The following is a 17638-nucleotide window of genomic DNA, read 5'->3' on the forward strand; positions in this document are numbered from 1 at the left end:
CGGTAGTTCCGCACGTCCGGATCTGTGTGGGGTCGGGTCAGTAATGGCCCGCTCTACCACGATGGTTACCAATGAAGTTTATTTACATTCTGCTAATACTCATATTACTTGGGTGTTCGTCGAAACAGCAAACAAAAAGCTTTGAGTTAGGATCATATAGCGTTTTTGAATCGTATGTTTCAACTACAAAAATTTATAACAAACAATTGTGCAATGGCAACCTAGATTACTCAGGGGATATCAAATTCTCTAGAGCTCAAATTGAAAGAATTGTTAATGAAGCTCAAACAATTAACTTTTTTGAACTTCCTAGCACTATCACTCACCCATTAGCACCGATGCCTTTTATACAAGAGGACATCGAAAGAATTGATATTTGCGCACCTTGTTCAACAACGGCTTTGTATTTAAAAATTGGCAATAAAAGTCATAAAGTGTCTTGGCCATGCAATTGTTCAAATTTCAACGAACCAACGCCAAAAATATTAAGGAAACTTGTTAACACTGTTAATGACTCAATTAAGTCATCAGCAGCTTATATCCAAGCACCAGAAAGTTTTTGCCGTTTAAGGTAACAATTAACTATGCCACCCACGATAATTAACTATACCATCCACGATAATTGGTGTTGGTATTCGTTAAAAGCACTTAACAAACAGTTGGTGTGCTTACTTGCGGTGCTGGTGCGGTGAAACCTCGCTCGTTCCTCGCTGCGTTTCACCACCCCACAACAAAAGCGTTATATACTATCAAGGTAATAAAGCACTATCTCCCCCTTTTTTAGTACTATTATTGCTGTTTTTGGGTCTTAATATTGTAGGAATAAATTAATATGTCTAAAGAATTAGAATTGGCAAAGTATTATTTTGACTTGTCTAATACGAGTGATTTTACAGCGATTGCAACATTATTTGACGAGAAATCAACTTTTTGTACACGCAACTTAGATTACTTTATTGGCGTTAAAAATATCATGTCGATGCAAAAGGCGCATCATGGCTCTTATCAAAAACTCCACTGGGAAGTTACAACTGTTGAAGAAGTAAAGTCGGGTGTAATACGTTTTGAGTTTGATTTTTCTGGTTTGAATAAGGTAAATGAATTAATTCAGTTTTCAGGTATAGAGTATGTCGTAATTCGTGATGGGATAATTAGACATATCGATATCAGAAGTGCTTAAATAATCCGTTGAAAACGCATATAACTAATAAGGATAGGCCGCGTAGTAGAACATTATTATAACATGGCTACCCACCCCAACTGTACCAACACAGTTTTTGTATAGGCTATATTTTAAAAAGTCTATTCATGGCGTAAGGCTTCTATAGGATCGAGTTGTGCGGCCTTACGAGCAGGGAAGTAGCCAAAAATAACGCCTACAGCGGCTGAAAATAAAAAAGATATGGCGACAATGCTTAGATTAAATACAAAAGGAACGCCCATTAAGTTTGCCAGCGTAACCGATCCAATTAATGCCAGTATAATCCCAATAATGCCGCCTAATGATGACAACATTACAGCTTCGACCAAAAACTGTAACAGTACTTCCCGTTCCATGGCGCCAATAGCAAGACGAATACCAATTTCCCGCGTGCGTTCGGTGACGGATACCAACATGATATTCATAATACCAATGCCGCCTACCAGTAAACTCACTGCTGCTACAGCACCCAATAACGTGGTTAATACTTTAGTTATACCGCTTAACATATTAGATATTTCTTTCATATCCATGACGGTAAAGTCGTCTTCTTCATTAGTCGCAATGTGGCGCCGTTCACGCAATAATTCGCCGATAGCTTGTTTTACTTTTTGTGTTGACTCGCCATCGTTAACTGAAATTTGAATCAGTTTAATATCTTGATTACCGGATAAACGTCGCTGAAAAGTCCGCAGGGGTATCACCACTAAATCGTCTTGATCCGTCCCCATGGTAGACTGTCCTTTGGCATTCAATAGCCCGATAATTTCACAGGAAAATTTTTCTAATCGAATTTTTTGACCTAAAGGATTTTGACTACCAAACAATTCTTTACGAACGCTTTCGCCGATAACGCATATGGCTTTACCCGCGCGTAATTCACTTTGGGTAAATGCGCGCCCAGCTTCAAAAATCCAGTTACCAGCCACAAAAAACTGGTTGGTGGAGCCCATAATACTGGTGCTCCAGTTTTCATTACCGTACACCACGGTAGCACCTTGCGATGAAGAGGGAGCGACTGCATTGATATTGTTAATCTCTCGAGCAATTGCCTCTGCATCAGCCAAACGAAATGCAGAGGCCGATGAGCGTTGTCCCATCCCCATTCTCTGTCCCGGTGAGACTAATAACAGATTACTGCCAAGGCTAGCGACTTGTTCTGTCACCTGTAAGGTTGCGCCGCCACCAATGGTGACCATAATAATCACCGCAGCAACACCGATAACAATACCTAACACAGTAAGGAATGAGCGCATAAGATTACGGCGTATTTCTCGCATAGCCAGTAACACAGCATTCCATAACATTAGTGAGCTCCTCCGTTGTCATCATCTCTGACAACCTGCCCATCGAGGAAGTGGATCTGTCGTTTGGCAAAGGCCGCCATGTCAGGCTCGTGAGTGACCATAACAACCGTAATATCCAACTCACTATTAAATGAACTTAATAACTCCATGATTTCTCGGCTACGGGAAGAATCTAGGTTACCGGTTGGTTCGTCTGCTAATAACACCGCTGGTTGAGTCACAATTGCTCGTGCAATCGCCACGCGTTGCTGTTGACCACCAGACAATTCACCTGGCGTGTGATGAGCCCAACCACTCAAACCCACGACATTTAATGCATTTAATGCTCGCTCACGGCGCTCGCCTGCAGGCAAACCTCGATAGATTAATGGTAATTCGACATTTTCTAATGCGGATGTTCTATTGAGTAAGTTGAATCCCTGAAAGATAAACCCAAGGTAATTGCGTCTTAAAAGTGCTAATTGATCGCGACTTAATGTGCCGACATCTATTCCATCAAACAGATATTGACCTGATGTGGGAGTATCTAGGCAACCTAATACATTCATACAGGTCGATTTACCTGAGCCACTTGGACCCATCACGGCAACAAAATCACCACGGTTAATGGTTAAATTGACTCCTGCTAAAGCTTGCATTTTTGCTTGGCCAGTTCCGTATACCTTATATACTTCTCTTAACTCAATGAGAGGGGATTGATGACTGACGATAGCATTACTCACTTTTAGTACTGATTGTATCGATGATCAATGGCATATCGGCTTTAAGGTCACCGCTGATTATTTCGGTATTGATACCATTGGTTGATCCAGTTGTAACATTAATCGCGATTGGTTGATTATCACGAAGTGTCCACACGTGCTGTTGAAGGTTATCTGTATCATTACTTTCGACTTTAGTTTTGGAGATACTGGGTGGTCGAGGCATGATACTTTTCATAAAGCCGCCGTTGTTACTGGATTGTGTTTCCTCATTTGATGGTTTAAAGCGCAGTGCGGCATTAGGCACCAATAATGAATCTTTAATTTGTTTTACGAGAATATCTGCGGTTGCCGTCATTCCTGGACGCAGTAATAAATCAGAATTATCAACGCGTAAAACGGTTTCATATGTCACCACGCCATCTATTGTTTGCGAGGCAAAATGCACATCAGTTATTGTCGCGGGAAAGTTTCTGTTTGCATATGCATCTACTGTAAATAATGCTTTTTGCCCTACGTTAATTTGCCCTACATCAGCTTCATCTACATCTACATGTAATTCCATTTGAGTGAGGTTTTCGGCGAGAGTAAACATCACCGGGGTTTGGAACGACGCGGCCATAGTTTGCCCTGGCTCAACATCACGAATTAATACTATGCCATCAATGGGAGAATGTATGGTCGCTTTTGCCAAAGTGGTTAATTCAGCATCCAGTGCGGCTTGCGATTGAGCGACTAATGCTTTAGCACTGGCAAGGTTAGCGATCGCTCGGTCGTATGATGCTTGTGATACGTCTAATTCTTGCACTGAATACAAGTCTTTTTTAACTAATTGACGATAACGAGTTAAGGCTTTTTGAGTTTCTACAATGGTGGCTTCTATTTGCTTAACTTGAGCTTTTGCAGAATCTAGCGATGCCCTTGCTTGGCTAACTTTAGCTTCTAATTGATCGGTGTTCATGCGAGCAAGTATCTGGCCTTTTTCTACATAATCATTGAAATCAACTAATACCGTTTTAATGGTTCCAGAAATTTCAGATCCTACTTCAACTTGATTGACCGGTTGTAATGTCCCCGTAGCCGTAACCGTAATATTTAATGAACCTTTACTTACGTTAGTCGTTTTGTATTGTGTGGTTTGAGACTGACCATTGGCTAAAAATTGCCATGACAAAATAGCGATAACCACTATTATTCCAGCGAACCAAAAATATTTACGGAAAGTGTTATGGTGTTTAGTCGACTCATCTAGACCTAACGTTTTACGAATATCATTTTTTTGATTTGTGCTAGATTTTTGCGGTGTAGATACCATATAGCACACCTCGATTGGGTTGCATTATCTCTATTAAGGCTGGTGACCTTTTCTTTAATAAATAGCCCAAGGCTTTCTTGGGATTATATTAATCAGTGTAATGATTAGAAAAAAAGGCAATGTGATCTGAATCAACTTAGCGAGAATTATTAGAATATAACACTGTGTTGAATGGGCTAAAGATAGAGCATGGCCATATATGGTTTTTTTAGGAAAATGGGTGGCTCTTTTAGGAAGGAACTGGGAGCAAGGGAGCAGGGCAAGCAATTACTCTTTTGAAATTAGTACAGCGCCATCCAGAAACTCTCACGCACAAGGCAGAGCTATAGCATCAATCTTGTTGTAATCCCGTTGATACATGCAGGGTTTGTTGGTTATCGATAATGATGGCTTCGTATTCAGGTAACTCATTGATTAGCGCCATGCCTTGTTGTAATCCCATCACAAAAATGGCGGTGGAGAGGGCGTCTACGTAAGTTGGGTTTTTACCAATAATCGATACACTCACCACATTGCGGGCCGAGTCGCCGGTTTTGGGGTTAATGATGTGATGATAACGCACGCCGTCTTCGATGAAATAACGCTCATAATCGCCAGATGTGGATATCGATTCGTTACTCAGAGGTAATTGCACTGCGGTTTTCTCTTCGGCGCGAGGGTGTTTAATGCCAACAAACCACGGGCGACCGATACGATCGCCAAGTAACGTGGTGTCGCCGCCAGCGCTAATGAGTGCATGTTCAATGCCGGCTTTCTTAAGAATGGCGATACAGTTTTTAACCGCATGGCCTTTGGCTATACCGCCCAAATCGATTTTAACATCAGCATCGGTAAATTTAACGGATAAGCTCGGTTTATCTAAGATAACCGTTTGATAATTAATGGCGGTTAACGCTTGTTTGATTGCAGCTTGATTGGGTTTTTGATGCTTGCGGTAATTGTATTGATAACCGATAGAGGCATAAGTGATGTCAAACATGCCATGGGTTAATACTGCAATGTCGTGCGCATCGGTGAGTAAATCAAATAATTCCTGGCTAACAATAACAGGGCGGGTGGCCGCATCTCGGTTTATAACACTCAGTTCGCTGGTGGCGATATAAGGGCTCATGGTTTGATCAATGCGCTGCATCTCTTGTTCAACCGCCACAATGAGCTTATCTGCTGTTGCTTTTGTAGCGTCATCGTCTAACCAAAATTCAACATGAGCTAAGGTTCCCATGACATGGAAGCTCTTTTGGTGCCACTGGGCAAAGGCCGAGTGCGAATTAAATGCAAACAACATAATGACAATAACGGCGCTGAATTTACCCATGGATCTTCTGTTTTCTCTAATACGATAGTGCTGATTGTTGATTAAATGACATCGTTCGGCAACCGCTTAGGTGAAAATAACCGTCTACACAGACAAATTACTCGCTGAACAGCACATATTACGGTAATTTAGCCTTATTATCGTCTACTCGAGTTTTGTTGTTTTAATGCCCATTATTGCTGATGTAAATCAATGTTATCCATCCATAAAACCGCATATTTACTTTGTGCCACTTGATGATGAACTTGCCCCTGCAGACTTTGATGCTGGATTAGCCCTGGGTTGGTTAAGCGAAGACGAAGAGGCAAAAGTTGCCCGTTATAAAAGCCTGTCGGCGCGTAATAATGCCCTGCAAGTTAGACTGGCATTAAGAGCGATATTATCGCGCCATAGCGATATTGAGCCTACACAGTGGCAGTTTATTTATGGCGCTAAAGGCAAACCGGCATTAAGCCATGATTTGTGTGCGCAAACCGGATTACATTTCAATTTAAGTCACAGTGGTCAGTGGTTAATGATTGGCGTGATTGAAGTGGCGAGCAGTCAGCATAACGTTAACCTTACGTCTGAGCGTAGTGTTGAGTTAACCCAAAGCACTCAATCTGAGCTTCTTCCCTCTCTGTTTTTTGGTGTCGATATTGAGCGTGAGCGCAGCAGTACCGATATTGTGCCGATTTTAAATCACTATTTTACCCAGGCTGAAACCGACACATTGTTGCAGTTACCCATTGAGCAGCAGCGGCAACGTTTCTTTGATTTATGGGCGGTAAAAGAGTCTTACATTAAAGCGCGTGGGCTAGGTTTAGCCTTGTCACTTAAATCTTTTGCCGTTGATTTTAGTGAATTTAATGAAGGGCACGTGCAGTTGAAAGGCAAGGTTGAGCAATCAATTGTGTTACATCAAGGGGTTAAGCTTAACTTTACCGATGTTTCAGATATTGCCAATACGGTGGCATGGCAAACGCAATTGGGCCGGCTTGATCAACAATATCGTTTTGCCATCACTTTAGGCGTAAATAAACAAGATATTGGACTAGAGTTGACGAGAGCTGACGATGACGATAGTGCATTAATGGTTTATCAATTGTCACTGGCACAATTATTGGCCGATGCGAATGCTTAGGTCGCTGATCGTAAGTTCTCTATAAAGAATCATCTATAAAGCATCAGGCATAATATGCGAGAAGCCATTCAGCCGAAGCATCGCTTCGGCTGAATTAAGTGACGAAACATGTGAGTTGTAATTCGCAACTGTTTTACTGCTAACGTTTACTTTAAAGGGACGATGGCAAAGCTTTCATCAAATTGCACTAAGGTGGAGGCTATTTTGCCAAAGGCTTGTTGGTCACCTGTCATACTGGCTTTGCCTTTCTCAAGTAGTTGTTTAAGTGATGTTTTACCTAATAACACATTAACAATATCGTCTTTGTCGACGGTTAATGTAGCGTCTGCCGTTTTAGCTTTTTCGACCACAATGTTATTGAGGTTGCCATGACTTAGTTCAACAAACACGGTAGTTTCAGGTGTTGTTTTTGTCGCTTGAGTGACCACATTTAAACTGATATTGCCTAACTTGTCTGCTGCAATACTGTCGACTTTGACGGCTAAAAAGTCAAACAATGTGGTCATATCCATTTCGCTTAATACATCAGCAGAGGCCGATTTAGGTGCGCCAGGTTGAATACCAATGCGCAACTCTTGGGCACCAGTAAGGTAAATGTTTCTCCAACCAGCGCCTTCAGCTTGATAACCCAGTTGTTCATAGGTGTCTGCTAATAAATCGCGAGCATGTTCATTACTTGGGTCTGCCATCACCACTTTATTGAGCGCCGTTGCGACAAAGCGATACTCACCTTGATTGAAGTCAGCTTTAGCCTTTTTAACAATATTATTGGCTCCACCCATGTATTCGACAAATTTAGTCGCTTCTTGCTGAGTTGGCAGAGGGTTTAAGTTGGCTGGATTCATGTCAAAGTAACCCAAATACATATTGTAAACCGCTTTGGCGTTGTGACTGTAGGTGCCGTGATAGCCATTGGTATACCAGGTGTCTTTGACCTGTTGCGGAATCGTGTCCATGATGGCATCACCAATATCTTGTATCACCACACCTTGGTTGGCTAAACGTAATGATTGGTTATGCACTAAACCATAGTTGTCGCGCTGCATTTTAAGGTATTGATTAATTTCACTATTACCCCAAACTGGTGCAGAATGTGATGCAAATAATACTTCAACATCTTGACCAAATGCATTGACCATTTGGTTAATGTCTTTTGACCACTTTAAGGCATCACGCACTTTGGCACCACGTAATGTATAAATGTTATGCATACCGTCATAGGTTAGCTCTCCCGTCCATAATGCTTTCATTGACGGTATATAAGTCACCATTTCGCTGGCTGCTTCAGTACCAGAGGCATCCATAAATACCATTTCTAGCCCGTCGATCGTTAACGTTTCCCATTTACCTTGTTGGTTGAGTTCGTAATCTGGTTTTACATAGGTAATTTCACCTTTTGATAAGCCTTTTGCCAAGGCCGCATCGACAATACCGTGATCGTGTTTACCCAATGTGGCGCCATATTGATAACCCGCTCGGCGACTCATTGCATTACCGGCAAGGACATTTTCATCGACAATTTCGGTGGTAATATTATGTGAACCATAAACTTTCACGTCAGGATATAAGTTTTGAACACCGCGCGCGCCACCAAAGTGATCTGCATGACTGTGAGAGTAAATCATTGCAACAATGGGTAAATTTTTACCTTCAGGTAAGTGTTCAAAAGCAAATTTTATTGATTGCTCTGCGGCTTCTTTTGTGAGCAGTACATCATAAACAATCCAACCTGTTTCTCCACGGATCAAGGTCATATTAGATAAGTCAGTGCCACGAACTTGGTAGATACCATCAGTCACTTTATATAAACCGTTTGGCACCATATTGAGTTGTGCTTGGCGGTAAAGTGATGGGTTAACTGAGTCTGGAAACTGTTCACTGATAAAGCTAAATTCTGCACGCAAAATATCTGCTGTCGCTTGATCAAATTCTGCAATTTGGTTTTTACTAAAGCGCTCAAAAGCAACCTTGTCGTCAAACTTAAGGCTTTTTGTTAAGGCTGCATTATGGGCAACAGTAGCCGGTGTTGCTGCTTTACCGTGATAGTCGACCGTTAGATGGTCGTGCTCGTGTTGGGCGGCAAATGCATTTAGCGACAATATTGTTATCATTGATAGGGCAATGGTTGATTTTTTCATGATGGTATTCCTCGTTAAAATAAAAATGTAGGTTTTAAATTTGATGAACCTATCTTAGACAATAAATACCGAAAGATAACTATGGCTAAATTGTTATAATACATTCATATTATAAATGTATTTGCCGTGGTGGAATAAGTATATGAATGATGAAGTGAACCATAAATTAGCGACTTTAGACTTAAATTTATTGCGGGTATTTTGTGTCGTATGTCAGCAATCATCTATTACTCGTGCGGCCGAACAATTAGCATTAACGCAATCATCGGTGAGTAATGCGATAAATAGACTTAAAATGGCATTAGATTGTGAGTTATTTATTCGAATTGGTCGTGGTATTGAGCCGACAGCAGTAGGGTTACATATCTTCAATTCGGTTCAACCTATGCTCGATGCTATAGAGCAGACATTGATGGGAGTCAGTGAGTTTGATCCTTATACTTCTAAACGAGTATTTAGCATTTATGCAAATGAAGCGGTGATAGATTTACTTCAGCCTCATTTGGATAAGGCGTTAGCTCACTTTTCGGTGAGGGTGGTATTTCGAGATTCTCCCGTGCTTGAAGAAGCTCAATATCAAGACTTGCAAATGCAAAAGGTGGATTTGGTGATAGATATTGTACCGCCAAAACTTAAAACGTTTAGTTTTCAAAAGGTCGCACAAGAGCGGATTATTTGTGTTGTCCGTCAACAGCATCCGCAGATACATGATTGCATTAGTCGTGAAGATTACTTTGCTGCAGAACATGTAATGTATCGCTTTCATCGTGACAATATGCGTGTTGCAGATATCATTTCTAATGACCCATTACCAGATAGAACACTATACTGTGAACAGTCATCGTTACTGAGTATGTTGTCGCTGATCAGTAAGTCTAATGCGATTGCTATTGCACCTTATGCATTTACCAAAAATTATGCTGAGTTATTTAAACTCAACATCATTGAATTGCCATTTGATACCCGCCCGATTGAGCTATTCAGCATTTGGCCCAGCAAACATGCGCAAGATAAGTCGTGTATTTGGCTCAGACAAACCATTGAAACATTAATGAAAGAAGCATATGTTGCTTGATAAAAAACAGCCTAAATTTAACTTAGGGCTTTAGTTTCTAATAACGATTCGAAATTTACCGTTACAGATGATGACTTGCAACAATGGAAGTTTGCTTTGGACGTTTAAATCGAGCCTACAATTCAGTTTATGTTGTGGTGCACTCCAATCCAATCTCAGTCGACAGAACCAATAAAAACGCCAACGATGATAATATCGTTGGCGCAATTTATTAACGCTACAACAGGTTAGTATTTTGCAGGTTGGTCTGTTTTCGGTAGTGTTGACTGAATAAATTCACGTAAGTCATGGTTTGATTGCTTTAAGTCATCATGTCGTAGATACATCATATGACCACTGCGATAACCTTTGAATGACAACCTATCTTTTATTAACCCACTCCGGTCAAGTTGCCACATGGTGTACTTTGCATCAAAGTAATTGGTGGCTCCATCATAATAACCAGATTGAATCATCACATTAAGGTATGGATTTTGCGCCATCGCTAAACGTAAGTTTGCACCAGTATTGTTTTTACTTCTATCCCATGGATGAACAGGGCCGAACATATTATATTTTAGGTCTGTTTTATAGTTTAGTTCAGTGCGAAGGTAATCATTAATTGCCGGGGTAAAGCTGTGTAACCAAGATGCCAGCTCTGGATTGTAATCAGGTTTTCCACCCACACTTTTTTCGTCGATACCAATATAACGCGAGTCTAAACGGCCAATGGTTTGTTGGCGGTCACGCAGAAGTGTTTTCCAGAAATACTTGGTATCAATATCTAAATTACTTTGCAGCACTTCAGTGACACTCAGTCCTGAATATTGGGCGACTTGCTCCGCAACACGTTGTTTTTCTTCTGCTTCAATAAAGCTACCTTTAGCGAGCGCAGGTAAATATTGATTTAAAGTAAATTGTTCCACTTCGGCCAATAGTGGGCTTAAATCTTGTTGTTGTAAATCTTCCCCAAGTGCCTTGTGGTACCAAGCTGCAGCGGCAAAATAGGGTAAGCGGTTGGCGGCTTTAACTGGTCCGTTTCGTTCAATGCCGAGATCTGTTGGTGAAACTAAAATAACCCCGTTAGGGTACATCCACTGGTTTTTTTGCAGCTCTAAAGCTAAACCGGAAACGCGGGCAGTGCCGTAACTTTCGCCGATTAAATATTTAGGCGAGCGCCAGCGTTCATTGCGAGTCACAAATGTTGTCACCCATTCCGCTAGATATTTAATATCGGCGTTTACGCCAAAGAACATTTTCTGTTGTTCGTCTTTTGATGGCATTTTCCCTTCAACATTCGGTAATACTCTTGAGTAGCCAGTATTGACTGGGTTTACATATACGATGTCTGCGATATCTAATATTGAATAGTTGTTACTTTTAACACCATACGGTTGCAGTGGGTAACCTTCGTCGTCGATATTTAATACTTTAGGTCCCGTGTAAGCAATGTGCATCCATACCGAAGCAGAACCTGGGCCACCATTAAATGAAATAATTAATGGTCTTTTGCTATTGTCTTTAACATCAGTGCGCTGGTAGTAAGTATAAAATAAGGTTGCGGTGGGGTGACCTTCGTCATCCCATACTGGTTGAGTCCCTGTGGTCGCACGATAAGGTATCGTTTTTTCGTTGATTTGTGTTCGATGTTCGGTGATCACTTTTTCATCGATAAGGGATTGTCTCATTTCGTCGGCAAAAGTCGTTGATGAAATACAAAAACTTTGCAGGCAAAGCACAATGACACTTGTTTTGAATAAATAATGGAGCATAAGAGGTCTTATTAGGTATAGGGTTATTACTGAATACTTAGCAGATTATCATAAGGATTATGCAAAAGGGGCTGGTAAATGAGCCTATATTGTAAACAATTGTGCTTTATTGAATTACAATTAAAATGAGAGTGACAAAATGGTTACGAGCACAAATTGCTACCTTTATTGTTCTATCATCGCCTGATAAAAGCGAAAATGGTGTGGCCATATTTGAGTGTATTAATTATTTTAAATCAATGATTAATAAAAAGCCTTTATCGATTGATAAAGGCTTGGTGTATATTGAGATAGTTTACTATCAAATTACTGTCTGGCTAACCTGTTTGACTCTGGCGGGTTTTCAAAATCACTGCGGTAGGGGTTAATGTCTAAGCCGCCACGACGAGTGTAACGTGCATACACGGTTAACTTAGTGCATTGGCAGTATTTTTTTAGGTCGACAAAAATACGCTCAACGCACTGCTCGTGAAACTCATTATGCTGACGGAAAGAAATCAAATAGCGCAGCAGTTTTTCACGATCAATCTTAGGGCCCTGATAGCGTATCATCACACTGCCCCAGTCAGGTTGTGAGGTAATTAAGCAGTTAGACTTTAATAAGTTTGAGTTAAGAGTTTCGGCGACATTTTTGTCAGGATCTGTACTGCCAACTAAATGGTCTGGATTAAACTCGTACTCGGTGACTTCGATGTCTAAATCGTCAATACAGGTGCCGGGTAGGTCGACAATACGTTCAAGGTTAAAATGCTTAGGCTCAATGACTTTAACGCTAACATCGCCGTCGGCGCACAGTGCTAAATCGCGGCTTAAGGTGTCTTGCACGTCTTCAACGTTATCAAACTTAGTTTGGTTAAAGCTATTTAAGTACAATTTAAACGATTTTGATTCAATCAGGTTGGCGCTATTGATATCCAGTTGCACTTCTAATAACGCCACAACTGGCTTGCCTTTGGCGTTTAGCCACGACAACTCATAGCCTGTCCAAATGTCAGTACCATGGAAAGGTAAATCACCACTTAATGCAATTGCATCTCGATTAAGTTTGCGTGGAACCCCTTGCAGCAGTGACGCGTCATACTCAGCTTGATATACAGTTGCATGACCTAAGGTTAGGCCTTTAAGTGCATCAGCATCACTATAAGGGTCGTGATTGTGTGTCATCTAATCGGTTTCCGTGTCAAAATATGGTTTTATTATAAACTACGAGTGGCTTAAGTGTCTTGTTCATCTGCATTAGAAAACTTTATAAATAGCTATCTTAAATCTTACCAAGATACCTTGTCTGAATTTCCGCGCTATTATCCTTTGGGCGAAGACTCAATATGTATTCAAGGGGCCTTTAAACCTGGCTGTGATGATACTGTGTTTTGGCAGCCGGTTAAACGTGACGATGTGGCTGACTTTAATAATGTAGAGCATGCATTAAATATTCAACTACACCAAGATATTCATGCATTTTATGGTGAGTATTTTTCTGCGCCATTGCAGTTTACCGCACCATTTGGTGATGGTGAGTTATTGCAAGTGTGGAACCAAGATGACTTTGAAATTTTGCAACAAAATGTAATTGGTCATTTGATCATGAAGAAAAAGCTCAAACAACCGGCAACTTGGTTTATTGGCGTGCTAGGTGAGGGCGATGAAATGCTCACCGTTAATAATGACGATGGCAGTGTGTGGATTGAAATTCCGGGTGAAAAACAACGCACAAAATTAGCCGAGTCATTAACCGATTTTTTACAGATTATTTCGCCAATGATCAAACCTCCACAAAAGCCCGTTGAAGAGAGTGCGCCAATTGTTGAGCACCCTGGTATTTGGCAGCGGATGAAAATGATGTGGAATATGTTACGTGGTAAACATCATTAGTTAATGTTCATTGCAATTGAATATCTGCATCACGCTGTATAATCATATGCATATTAAAGTGTGATGCGTTTTCATGTTCATTCGATTTATTGATGATCCCAAGATAAGTTAGACACAATGCGGCAAGGCTCACACCTAAAGTGAAACATGTCTAATAACGGTTGTTCGAGCTTCCAATCATGTGAGCCGCAGCGCGGGCAAGGGCGGGCGAGCTCTGTTTGTAATGACTCTCCGCCCACGCGATATAAATAATAGTAAGTGGGTATCTTCGTTAGGTACTCAATCCGCCCACGTAAGTCCCATCCACGTCTAAATAAGTCACTGTCTGCCCGAGTAATTTCATCTAATGCGGCAAATTCTGCTTTAGTGGCTGCTGCCATTTGCAGTTCATCACAGGCTTGCCATTCGGTTTGCCATTTAATGATACGTTTATGGTCGCCATTGAAGGTGGCTGGTAGTTGATACAGCGGAATAGGTAATAAATTGTCACCACTGCGCAGTGGCGAGCACATGTGCACGTAGCTAGTATATAACAATTGCCAAGACGGCGTGTCGGTATTACTTACTTCAGAGTTAATGTCCTGCCCAATAAACTTCTCTCTTGGCGCTAGTAGCTTGGCTTGTGTCAGCTCTGTTAATGCCACTTTTACCCACGGGCTGTTATAACGATTGGCTAGGCTGGTTTTTTCTGGCAATAACAAGCGAACTTTAAACTCACCATCATTAAACGCGACCGCGAACTCACGCCCCAGTATTTGTCCATTAGCGCGCAGCGCCTCGAGTAAGCCGTTAATGGCTTTTTCGGCGGCATCAATGGTGGTGTCGGCAAAGCATTCAAAGCGAAGTTCAAAAACAAACATGGATTATTCGGCCTTAGGGGAAATGGTTGGCAAATGTTGGTTAACTTGTTGCTCAAGTTCATTCACACGGCTGTTGAGTTGGTTAATCAGTTGCTGCATGGTGTCGACTTGTTGCTGCAATTGCAAAATCGGATTGGCTAGCTCATCACTTGGGGTTTCAGGTGCTGGAATATCGGCTAATTCAGGTAAGTTTTGCCATTCCGATTTTGGCAAAGCTTTAAATTGTTGTAGCCCCTGGATCAGCACTGGCATCGGCAAACGACTGCCTAAACGTCCTTTTATTAACGCTAAGCTCGGTGTATGGCCATTTATGGCAATGGACTTGGCTGCGGCTAACACTTGTTCAATTGGACTCATTGTTAGTTAAATTCCTTAATTTTTGGTAATCAGAATCACTACTGTTGCAGAACTAAAAGGTAAAAACTAATTAATTCAATGTTTTATTTTTTGGCATGATTCTAGCTTTAAGGATCACAACACAATGCGGGTTATATTTTAACAAAAAGGATGCAACATGAAATCAAAACTTATTGCGGCAAGTGTCGTGGCGCTAATGTCAGTGGGATTAAGTGGCTGTGTGATCAGCGTAGGCGATCATGAATCAGGTAAAAGCCATGAGTATTGGCAAGAACAACAAGATAAAAACCGTGCTTTATTGGCTAACCTTGCACTCGGCATGACCAGCGAGCAAGTGTTGACATTAATGGGCACAGCCGATTTCAGTGAAGCGTATTCAAAAACAAATTCAGATAATACAGACCAGGCAATAAAAGTCTTATTTTATCGTACTCAGTGGGCAAAAGGTGACGGTAAAACAACTAAAGATGAGTGCACCCCAGTGGTGTTTAGAGATAACCTTTTAGTGGGCTGGGGTGACACGGCATATCAGCAAATTTAAGCTAATGTAATTATTGGTACTATTCTCTCATCATGACGTCCAATTGGTCGATGACTTCCGACCATTGGGCGTCTTCCATTAATGCCTCTTTTAAAAATGCGCGCTGACTAGAGCTCCAACACGGGGCATCAATTAACAAGGTGTGTTTAGCTAATTTATTCTGGCTAACAAATTCATTAATGTCTTCTGATTTATGGCCTAGCCCTAATTGTTGAAATAAATGGCTTAAATCATTTTCTGTTGTATCCATTTTCACGACTCCCTAGGTGACTCATTGTAATTATTTCAGTATTAATCTTAAGCGCAAAAATTGCAAAGAACTCGCCGAGAAAGCGAGTTATCAGCTATACAAGGTAAACAAAATTTGTTGATTGTTTCAAACTTGTTAACTTGCTAAGTTAACAAGAGTCATAACACAAGGAATAACAATAATGGACAATAACACCTTGGAAACCTTACGAGCAGTGTATTTAACTGCTGAAGATTTACGTGTGGCGGCCTCAATCCTATATAACGCTTACCACGATGATCCTTATTTTATTGAGGTGTTGGGTAAGCAAGATGTTCAACAATATGAACAAAAACTCCGCGCGGCGATCCGCGAAGAGTTAAATGAACTGTGGCAACAAGAACAGGCGCTAATTGGCTTATTTGATCAAGAACGTCTCATCGGTGTGGCCTGTGTGATAACACAACAAATCCCCTTAGGCGAGGCACGCTATTGGCACTGGCGTTTAAAAATGGTGATGGGCACAGGTTGGAAGTCAACCCAGGGATTAATGGAAAAAGAGAACTGTATATTAGAACATCTTCCGTCGGATAAATGCGGCATTTTACAGTTTATTGCCCTGGCCCCAAATGAGCAAAAAAAGGGTTACGGTTCGCGATTAGTCGAGGCGGTACTGAGTTGGTGCGACGAACAACCACGGCTAGATGGTATTGGTGTATTTGTGACTCACCCCTATCATCATGCTGTGTTTGTCCAACAAGGATTTATCAGCCTAGCAGAAGTAAATATTGGTCAGGTTGATGGTGAAATTTTATTTTACAACAAACAAGAAGCAGCCAATCAAGGCCAGATTTAATCCGATGACCGTCAATACCTAATATTCTCAACGGTGGCTTGTTGTTATCCGTTGTTAGTTAGATACATTATGGAGTGAGTTATGCAGCCCAAACGTTATACCTCTTTTGCCGAGTTTTATCCGTTTTACCTGTCGCAACATCAAGACCCTGTATGCCGAAGGTTACACTATGTTGGCAGCACCATTATTTTAGTTATTATTGTCAATACACTTATTAACCAACATTGGTGGCAACTGCTTTTATTGCCGGTTGTTGGCTATGGTTTTGCCTGGTTAGGCCACTTTATATTTGAAAAAAATCGCCCAGCAACATTTACCTATCCACTGTACAGTTTATGGGGAGATTGGGTGATGTTTGGACAAATGTTAAAACGGCAGTGGCGCAACGTTATTGGGGCAAAGTAGAGCCTTGCTCACACTCTTGTAAGCATTATCCTACATTGATGTAGGTTATTTTATCTTTAGTTGCCAGCATTTAGCATGGATTATGATTAAAATTTAATATTAAACAGTGGTTTGCGTGTTTTAGTACGTTTTTTGATATGTGAATTTTTTATGTCAGTCAGTTTTAGTGACTTTCCATGCAATGCTTTTTAGATAAAATGTACCCATCGAAAGCAAATAACGAACTGGTTTTCTTAGGATGAGAAATAAAGGTGAGTTTGCTTGAGAGCTGAAACCAATTGCTAAAGTAGATTGTTAGTACAGAATTTCAAGGATGATGCACAGGACACGCCCACGGAACTAGGCATAAGCTCGGTAAATGGATAACCGAATCAAGGAAGGGTGAAGCGCAAGCGACACAAGGAAAAAGGGATAGGACTGCAGGACGCAGCAAGGATGACTCAACGGATTGAATGCTCAGTCGATGGATAGGCTGTTCAATGGAATGACACTCATAAGATACTTTGTTTACAAAGAATCAAGGAAATGGGCATAAGGAAACGGATGCAGGATGCATGTATACATGGATGATGCAGGGAGCACAATTTCAGCT

18 protein-coding genes and 1 pseudogene are annotated in these 17638 nt (G+C 41.1%); 9 read left to right on the forward strand and 10 right to left on the reverse strand.

Annotated elements, in window-relative coordinates:
- Positions 1 to 71: 71 nt before the first annotated feature.
- Both IEY42_RS13150 and IEY42_RS13155 read left to right on the forward strand, forming a co-directional pair.
- A complete protein-coding gene (locus IEY42_RS13150) occupies positions 72 to 575 on the forward strand; it encodes a hypothetical protein (protein WP_188925661.1) in 504 nt (167 codons plus the stop codon).
- Positions 576 to 832: 257 nt separating this feature from the next.
- Positions 833 to 1180: a hypothetical protein gene (locus IEY42_RS13155; protein WP_188925662.1), complete on the forward strand. Its 348-nt coding sequence runs from the start codon at positions 833 to 835 to the stop codon at positions 1178 to 1180.
- A gap of 122 nt (positions 1181 to 1302) precedes the next feature.
- Here IEY42_RS13155 and IEY42_RS13160 read toward each other — a convergent pair whose 3' ends face one another.
- From IEY42_RS13160 to IEY42_RS13170, 3 genes are read right to left on the reverse strand one after another with little or no spacing between them, the layout of a single operon-like run.
- Positions 1303 to 2508 carry an ABC transporter permease gene (locus tag IEY42_RS13160; RefSeq protein ID WP_188925663.1) on the reverse strand — a complete coding sequence of 402 codons (1206 nt, stop codon included), beginning with the start codon at positions 2506 to 2508 and terminating at the stop codon, positions 1303 to 1305.
- Positions 2508 to 3230 (reverse strand): ABC transporter ATP-binding protein, encoded by a 723-nt coding sequence (locus IEY42_RS13165; protein WP_308424987.1) that lies wholly within the window; start codon positions 3228 to 3230, stop codon positions 2508 to 2510. The genes IEY42_RS13160 and IEY42_RS13165 overlap by 1 nt, the downstream gene beginning before the upstream one ends.
- Positions 3223 to 4524 (reverse strand): efflux RND transporter periplasmic adaptor subunit, encoded by a 1302-nt coding sequence (locus IEY42_RS13170; RefSeq protein WP_188925664.1) that lies wholly within the window; start codon positions 4522 to 4524, stop codon positions 3223 to 3225. The genes IEY42_RS13165 and IEY42_RS13170 overlap by 8 nt, the downstream gene beginning before the upstream one ends.
- 257 nt (positions 4525 to 4781) lie before the next feature.
- On the opposite strand from IEY42_RS13170, the pseudogene IEY42_RS22665 reads away from it, so the two are divergent.
- A pseudogene (locus IEY42_RS22665) lies at positions 4782 to 4853 on the forward strand (transcriptional regulator); the annotation flags it as partial.
- Positions 4854 to 4855: 2 nt separating this feature from the next.
- Here IEY42_RS22665 and IEY42_RS13180 read toward each other — a convergent pair.
- The gene (locus IEY42_RS13180) at positions 4856 to 5839 is read right to left on the reverse strand and encodes an FAD:protein FMN transferase (protein WP_188925665.1); all 984 of its coding nucleotides are present in this window, start codon (positions 5837 to 5839) and stop codon (positions 4856 to 4858) included.
- 166 nt (positions 5840 to 6005) lie between these two features.
- Between IEY42_RS13180 and IEY42_RS22670 the strand changes: the two genes are divergently transcribed.
- Positions 6006 to 6962, forward strand: coding sequence for a 4'-phosphopantetheinyl transferase family protein (locus tag IEY42_RS22670; protein WP_188925666.1), 957 nt, complete (start codon positions 6006 to 6008; stop codon positions 6960 to 6962).
- A gap of 146 nt (positions 6963 to 7108) precedes the next feature.
- Here IEY42_RS22670 and IEY42_RS13190 read toward each other — a convergent pair whose 3' ends face one another.
- On the reverse strand, positions 7109 to 9100 hold the full coding sequence (locus tag IEY42_RS13190; RefSeq protein WP_188925667.1) for an alkyl/aryl-sulfatase: 1992 nt from the start codon (positions 9098 to 9100) through the stop codon (positions 7109 to 7111).
- Positions 9101 to 9242: 142 nt separating this feature from the next.
- Here IEY42_RS13190 and IEY42_RS13195 point away from each other — a divergent pair, with 142 nt between their 5' ends.
- Positions 9243 to 10175, forward strand: coding sequence for a LysR family transcriptional regulator (locus tag IEY42_RS13195; RefSeq protein WP_188925668.1), 933 nt, complete (start codon positions 9243 to 9245; stop codon positions 10173 to 10175).
- Between the two features lie 227 nt (positions 10176 to 10402).
- Here the strand turns inward: IEY42_RS13195 and IEY42_RS13200 are convergent, their stop codons facing one another.
- Together IEY42_RS13200 and queF are read right to left on the reverse strand one after the other, a co-directional pair.
- Positions 10403 to 11926 (reverse strand): S10 family peptidase, encoded by a 1524-nt coding sequence (locus tag IEY42_RS13200; protein ID WP_188925669.1) that lies wholly within the window; start codon positions 11924 to 11926, stop codon positions 10403 to 10405.
- 306 nt (positions 11927 to 12232) lie between these two features.
- Complete coding sequence (gene queF / locus IEY42_RS13205) at positions 12233 to 13090, reverse strand: NADPH-dependent 7-cyano-7-deazaguanine reductase QueF (RefSeq protein ID WP_188925670.1); 858 nt, start codon at positions 13088 to 13090, stop codon at positions 12233 to 12235.
- A 54-nt stretch (positions 13091 to 13144) separates the two neighbouring features.
- Between queF and syd the strand changes: the two genes are divergently transcribed.
- Positions 13145 to 13798, forward strand: a complete 654-nt coding sequence (gene syd, locus IEY42_RS13210; protein ID WP_188925671.1) for a SecY-interacting protein — start codon at positions 13145 to 13147, stop codon at positions 13796 to 13798.
- 86 nt (positions 13799 to 13884) lie between these two features.
- On the opposite strand, the gene IEY42_RS13215 is transcribed toward syd, so the two are convergent.
- Together IEY42_RS13215 and IEY42_RS13220 are read right to left on the reverse strand one after the other, a co-directional pair.
- Positions 13885 to 14658, reverse strand: a complete 774-nt coding sequence (locus IEY42_RS13215; RefSeq protein WP_188925672.1) for a Zn-ribbon-containing protein — start codon at positions 14656 to 14658, stop codon at positions 13885 to 13887.
- 3 nt (positions 14659 to 14661) lie between these two features.
- Positions 14662 to 15015, reverse strand: coding sequence for a hypothetical protein (locus tag IEY42_RS13220; RefSeq protein ID WP_188925673.1), 354 nt, complete (start codon positions 15013 to 15015; stop codon positions 14662 to 14664).
- Positions 15016 to 15172: 157 nt separating this feature from the next.
- Here IEY42_RS13220 and IEY42_RS13225 point away from each other — a divergent pair, with 157 nt between their 5' ends.
- The gene (locus IEY42_RS13225; protein WP_188925674.1) at positions 15173 to 15556 is read left to right on the forward strand and encodes a DUF3192 domain-containing protein; all 384 of its coding nucleotides are present in this window, start codon (positions 15173 to 15175) and stop codon (positions 15554 to 15556) included.
- Positions 15557 to 15575: 19 nt separating this feature from the next.
- Here IEY42_RS13225 and IEY42_RS13230 read toward each other — a convergent pair whose 3' ends face one another.
- Positions 15576 to 15806, reverse strand: coding sequence for a DUF2789 domain-containing protein (locus IEY42_RS13230; protein ID WP_188925675.1), 231 nt, complete (start codon positions 15804 to 15806; stop codon positions 15576 to 15578).
- 181 nt (positions 15807 to 15987) lie between these two features.
- On the opposite strand from IEY42_RS13230, the gene IEY42_RS13235 reads away from it, so the two are divergent.
- Positions 15988 to 16641: a GNAT family N-acetyltransferase gene (locus tag IEY42_RS13235; RefSeq protein ID WP_188925676.1), complete on the forward strand. Its 654-nt coding sequence runs from the start codon at positions 15988 to 15990 to the stop codon at positions 16639 to 16641.
- An 81-nt stretch (positions 16642 to 16722) separates the two neighbouring features.
- Positions 16723 to 17046, forward strand: a complete 324-nt coding sequence (locus IEY42_RS13240) for an Mpo1-like protein (RefSeq protein ID WP_188925677.1) — start codon at positions 16723 to 16725, stop codon at positions 17044 to 17046.
- Positions 17047 to 17638: the final 592 nt, after the last annotated feature.

The sequence above is a fragment of the Shewanella algicola genome, assembly GCF_014648035.1.
Lineage (GTDB): Bacteria > Pseudomonadota > Gammaproteobacteria > Enterobacterales > Shewanellaceae > Shewanella > Shewanella algicola.

Bases quoted from the DNA above. Each gene is read 5' to 3' on its own strand.
- IEY42_RS13215 (WP_188925672.1), bottom strand. From the start codon at position 14,658: ATGTTTGTTTTTGAACTTCGCTTTGAATGCTTTGCCGACACCACCATT.
- IEY42_RS13235 (WP_188925676.1), top strand. From the start codon at position 15,988: ATGGACAATAACACCTTGGAAACCTTACGAGCAGTGTATTTAACTGCT.
- IEY42_RS13190 (WP_188925667.1), bottom strand. From the start codon at position 9,100: ATGAAAAAATCAACCATTGCCCTATCAATGATAACAATATTGTCGCTA.
- IEY42_RS13180 (WP_188925665.1), bottom strand. From the start codon at position 5,839: ATGGGTAAATTCAGCGCCGTTATTGTCATTATGTTGTTTGCATTTAAT.
- IEY42_RS22670 (WP_188925666.1), top strand. From the start codon at position 6,006: ATGCCCATTATTGCTGATGTAAATCAATGTTATCCATCCATAAAACCG.
- IEY42_RS13240 (WP_188925677.1), top strand. From the start codon at position 16,723: ATGCAGCCCAAACGTTATACCTCTTTTGCCGAGTTTTATCCGTTTTAC.
- IEY42_RS13160 (WP_188925663.1), bottom strand. From the start codon at position 2,508: ATGTTATGGAATGCTGTGTTACTGGCTATGCGAGAAATACGCCGTAAT.
- IEY42_RS13200 (WP_188925669.1), bottom strand. From the start codon at position 11,926: ATGCTCCATTATTTATTCAAAACAAGTGTCATTGTGCTTTGCCTGCAA.
- IEY42_RS13230 (WP_188925675.1), bottom strand. From the start codon at position 15,806: ATGGATACAACAGAAAATGATTTAAGCCATTTATTTCAACAATTAGGG.
- IEY42_RS13195 (WP_188925668.1), top strand. From the start codon at position 9,243: ATGAATGATGAAGTGAACCATAAATTAGCGACTTTAGACTTAAATTTA.
- IEY42_RS13170 (WP_188925664.1), bottom strand. From the start codon at position 4,524: ATGGTATCTACACCGCAAAAATCTAGCACAAATCAAAAAAATGATATT.
- IEY42_RS13220 (WP_188925673.1), bottom strand. From the start codon at position 15,015: ATGAGTCCAATTGAACAAGTGTTAGCCGCAGCCAAGTCCATTGCCATA.
- IEY42_RS13225 (WP_188925674.1), top strand. From the start codon at position 15,173: ATGAAATCAAAACTTATTGCGGCAAGTGTCGTGGCGCTAATGTCAGTG.
- IEY42_RS13150 (WP_188925661.1), top strand. From the start codon at position 72: ATGAAGTTTATTTACATTCTGCTAATACTCATATTACTTGGGTGTTCG.
- queF (WP_188925670.1), bottom strand. From the start codon at position 13,090: ATGACACACAATCACGACCCTTATAGTGATGCTGATGCACTTAAAGGC.
- IEY42_RS13155 (WP_188925662.1), top strand. From the start codon at position 833: ATGTCTAAAGAATTAGAATTGGCAAAGTATTATTTTGACTTGTCTAAT.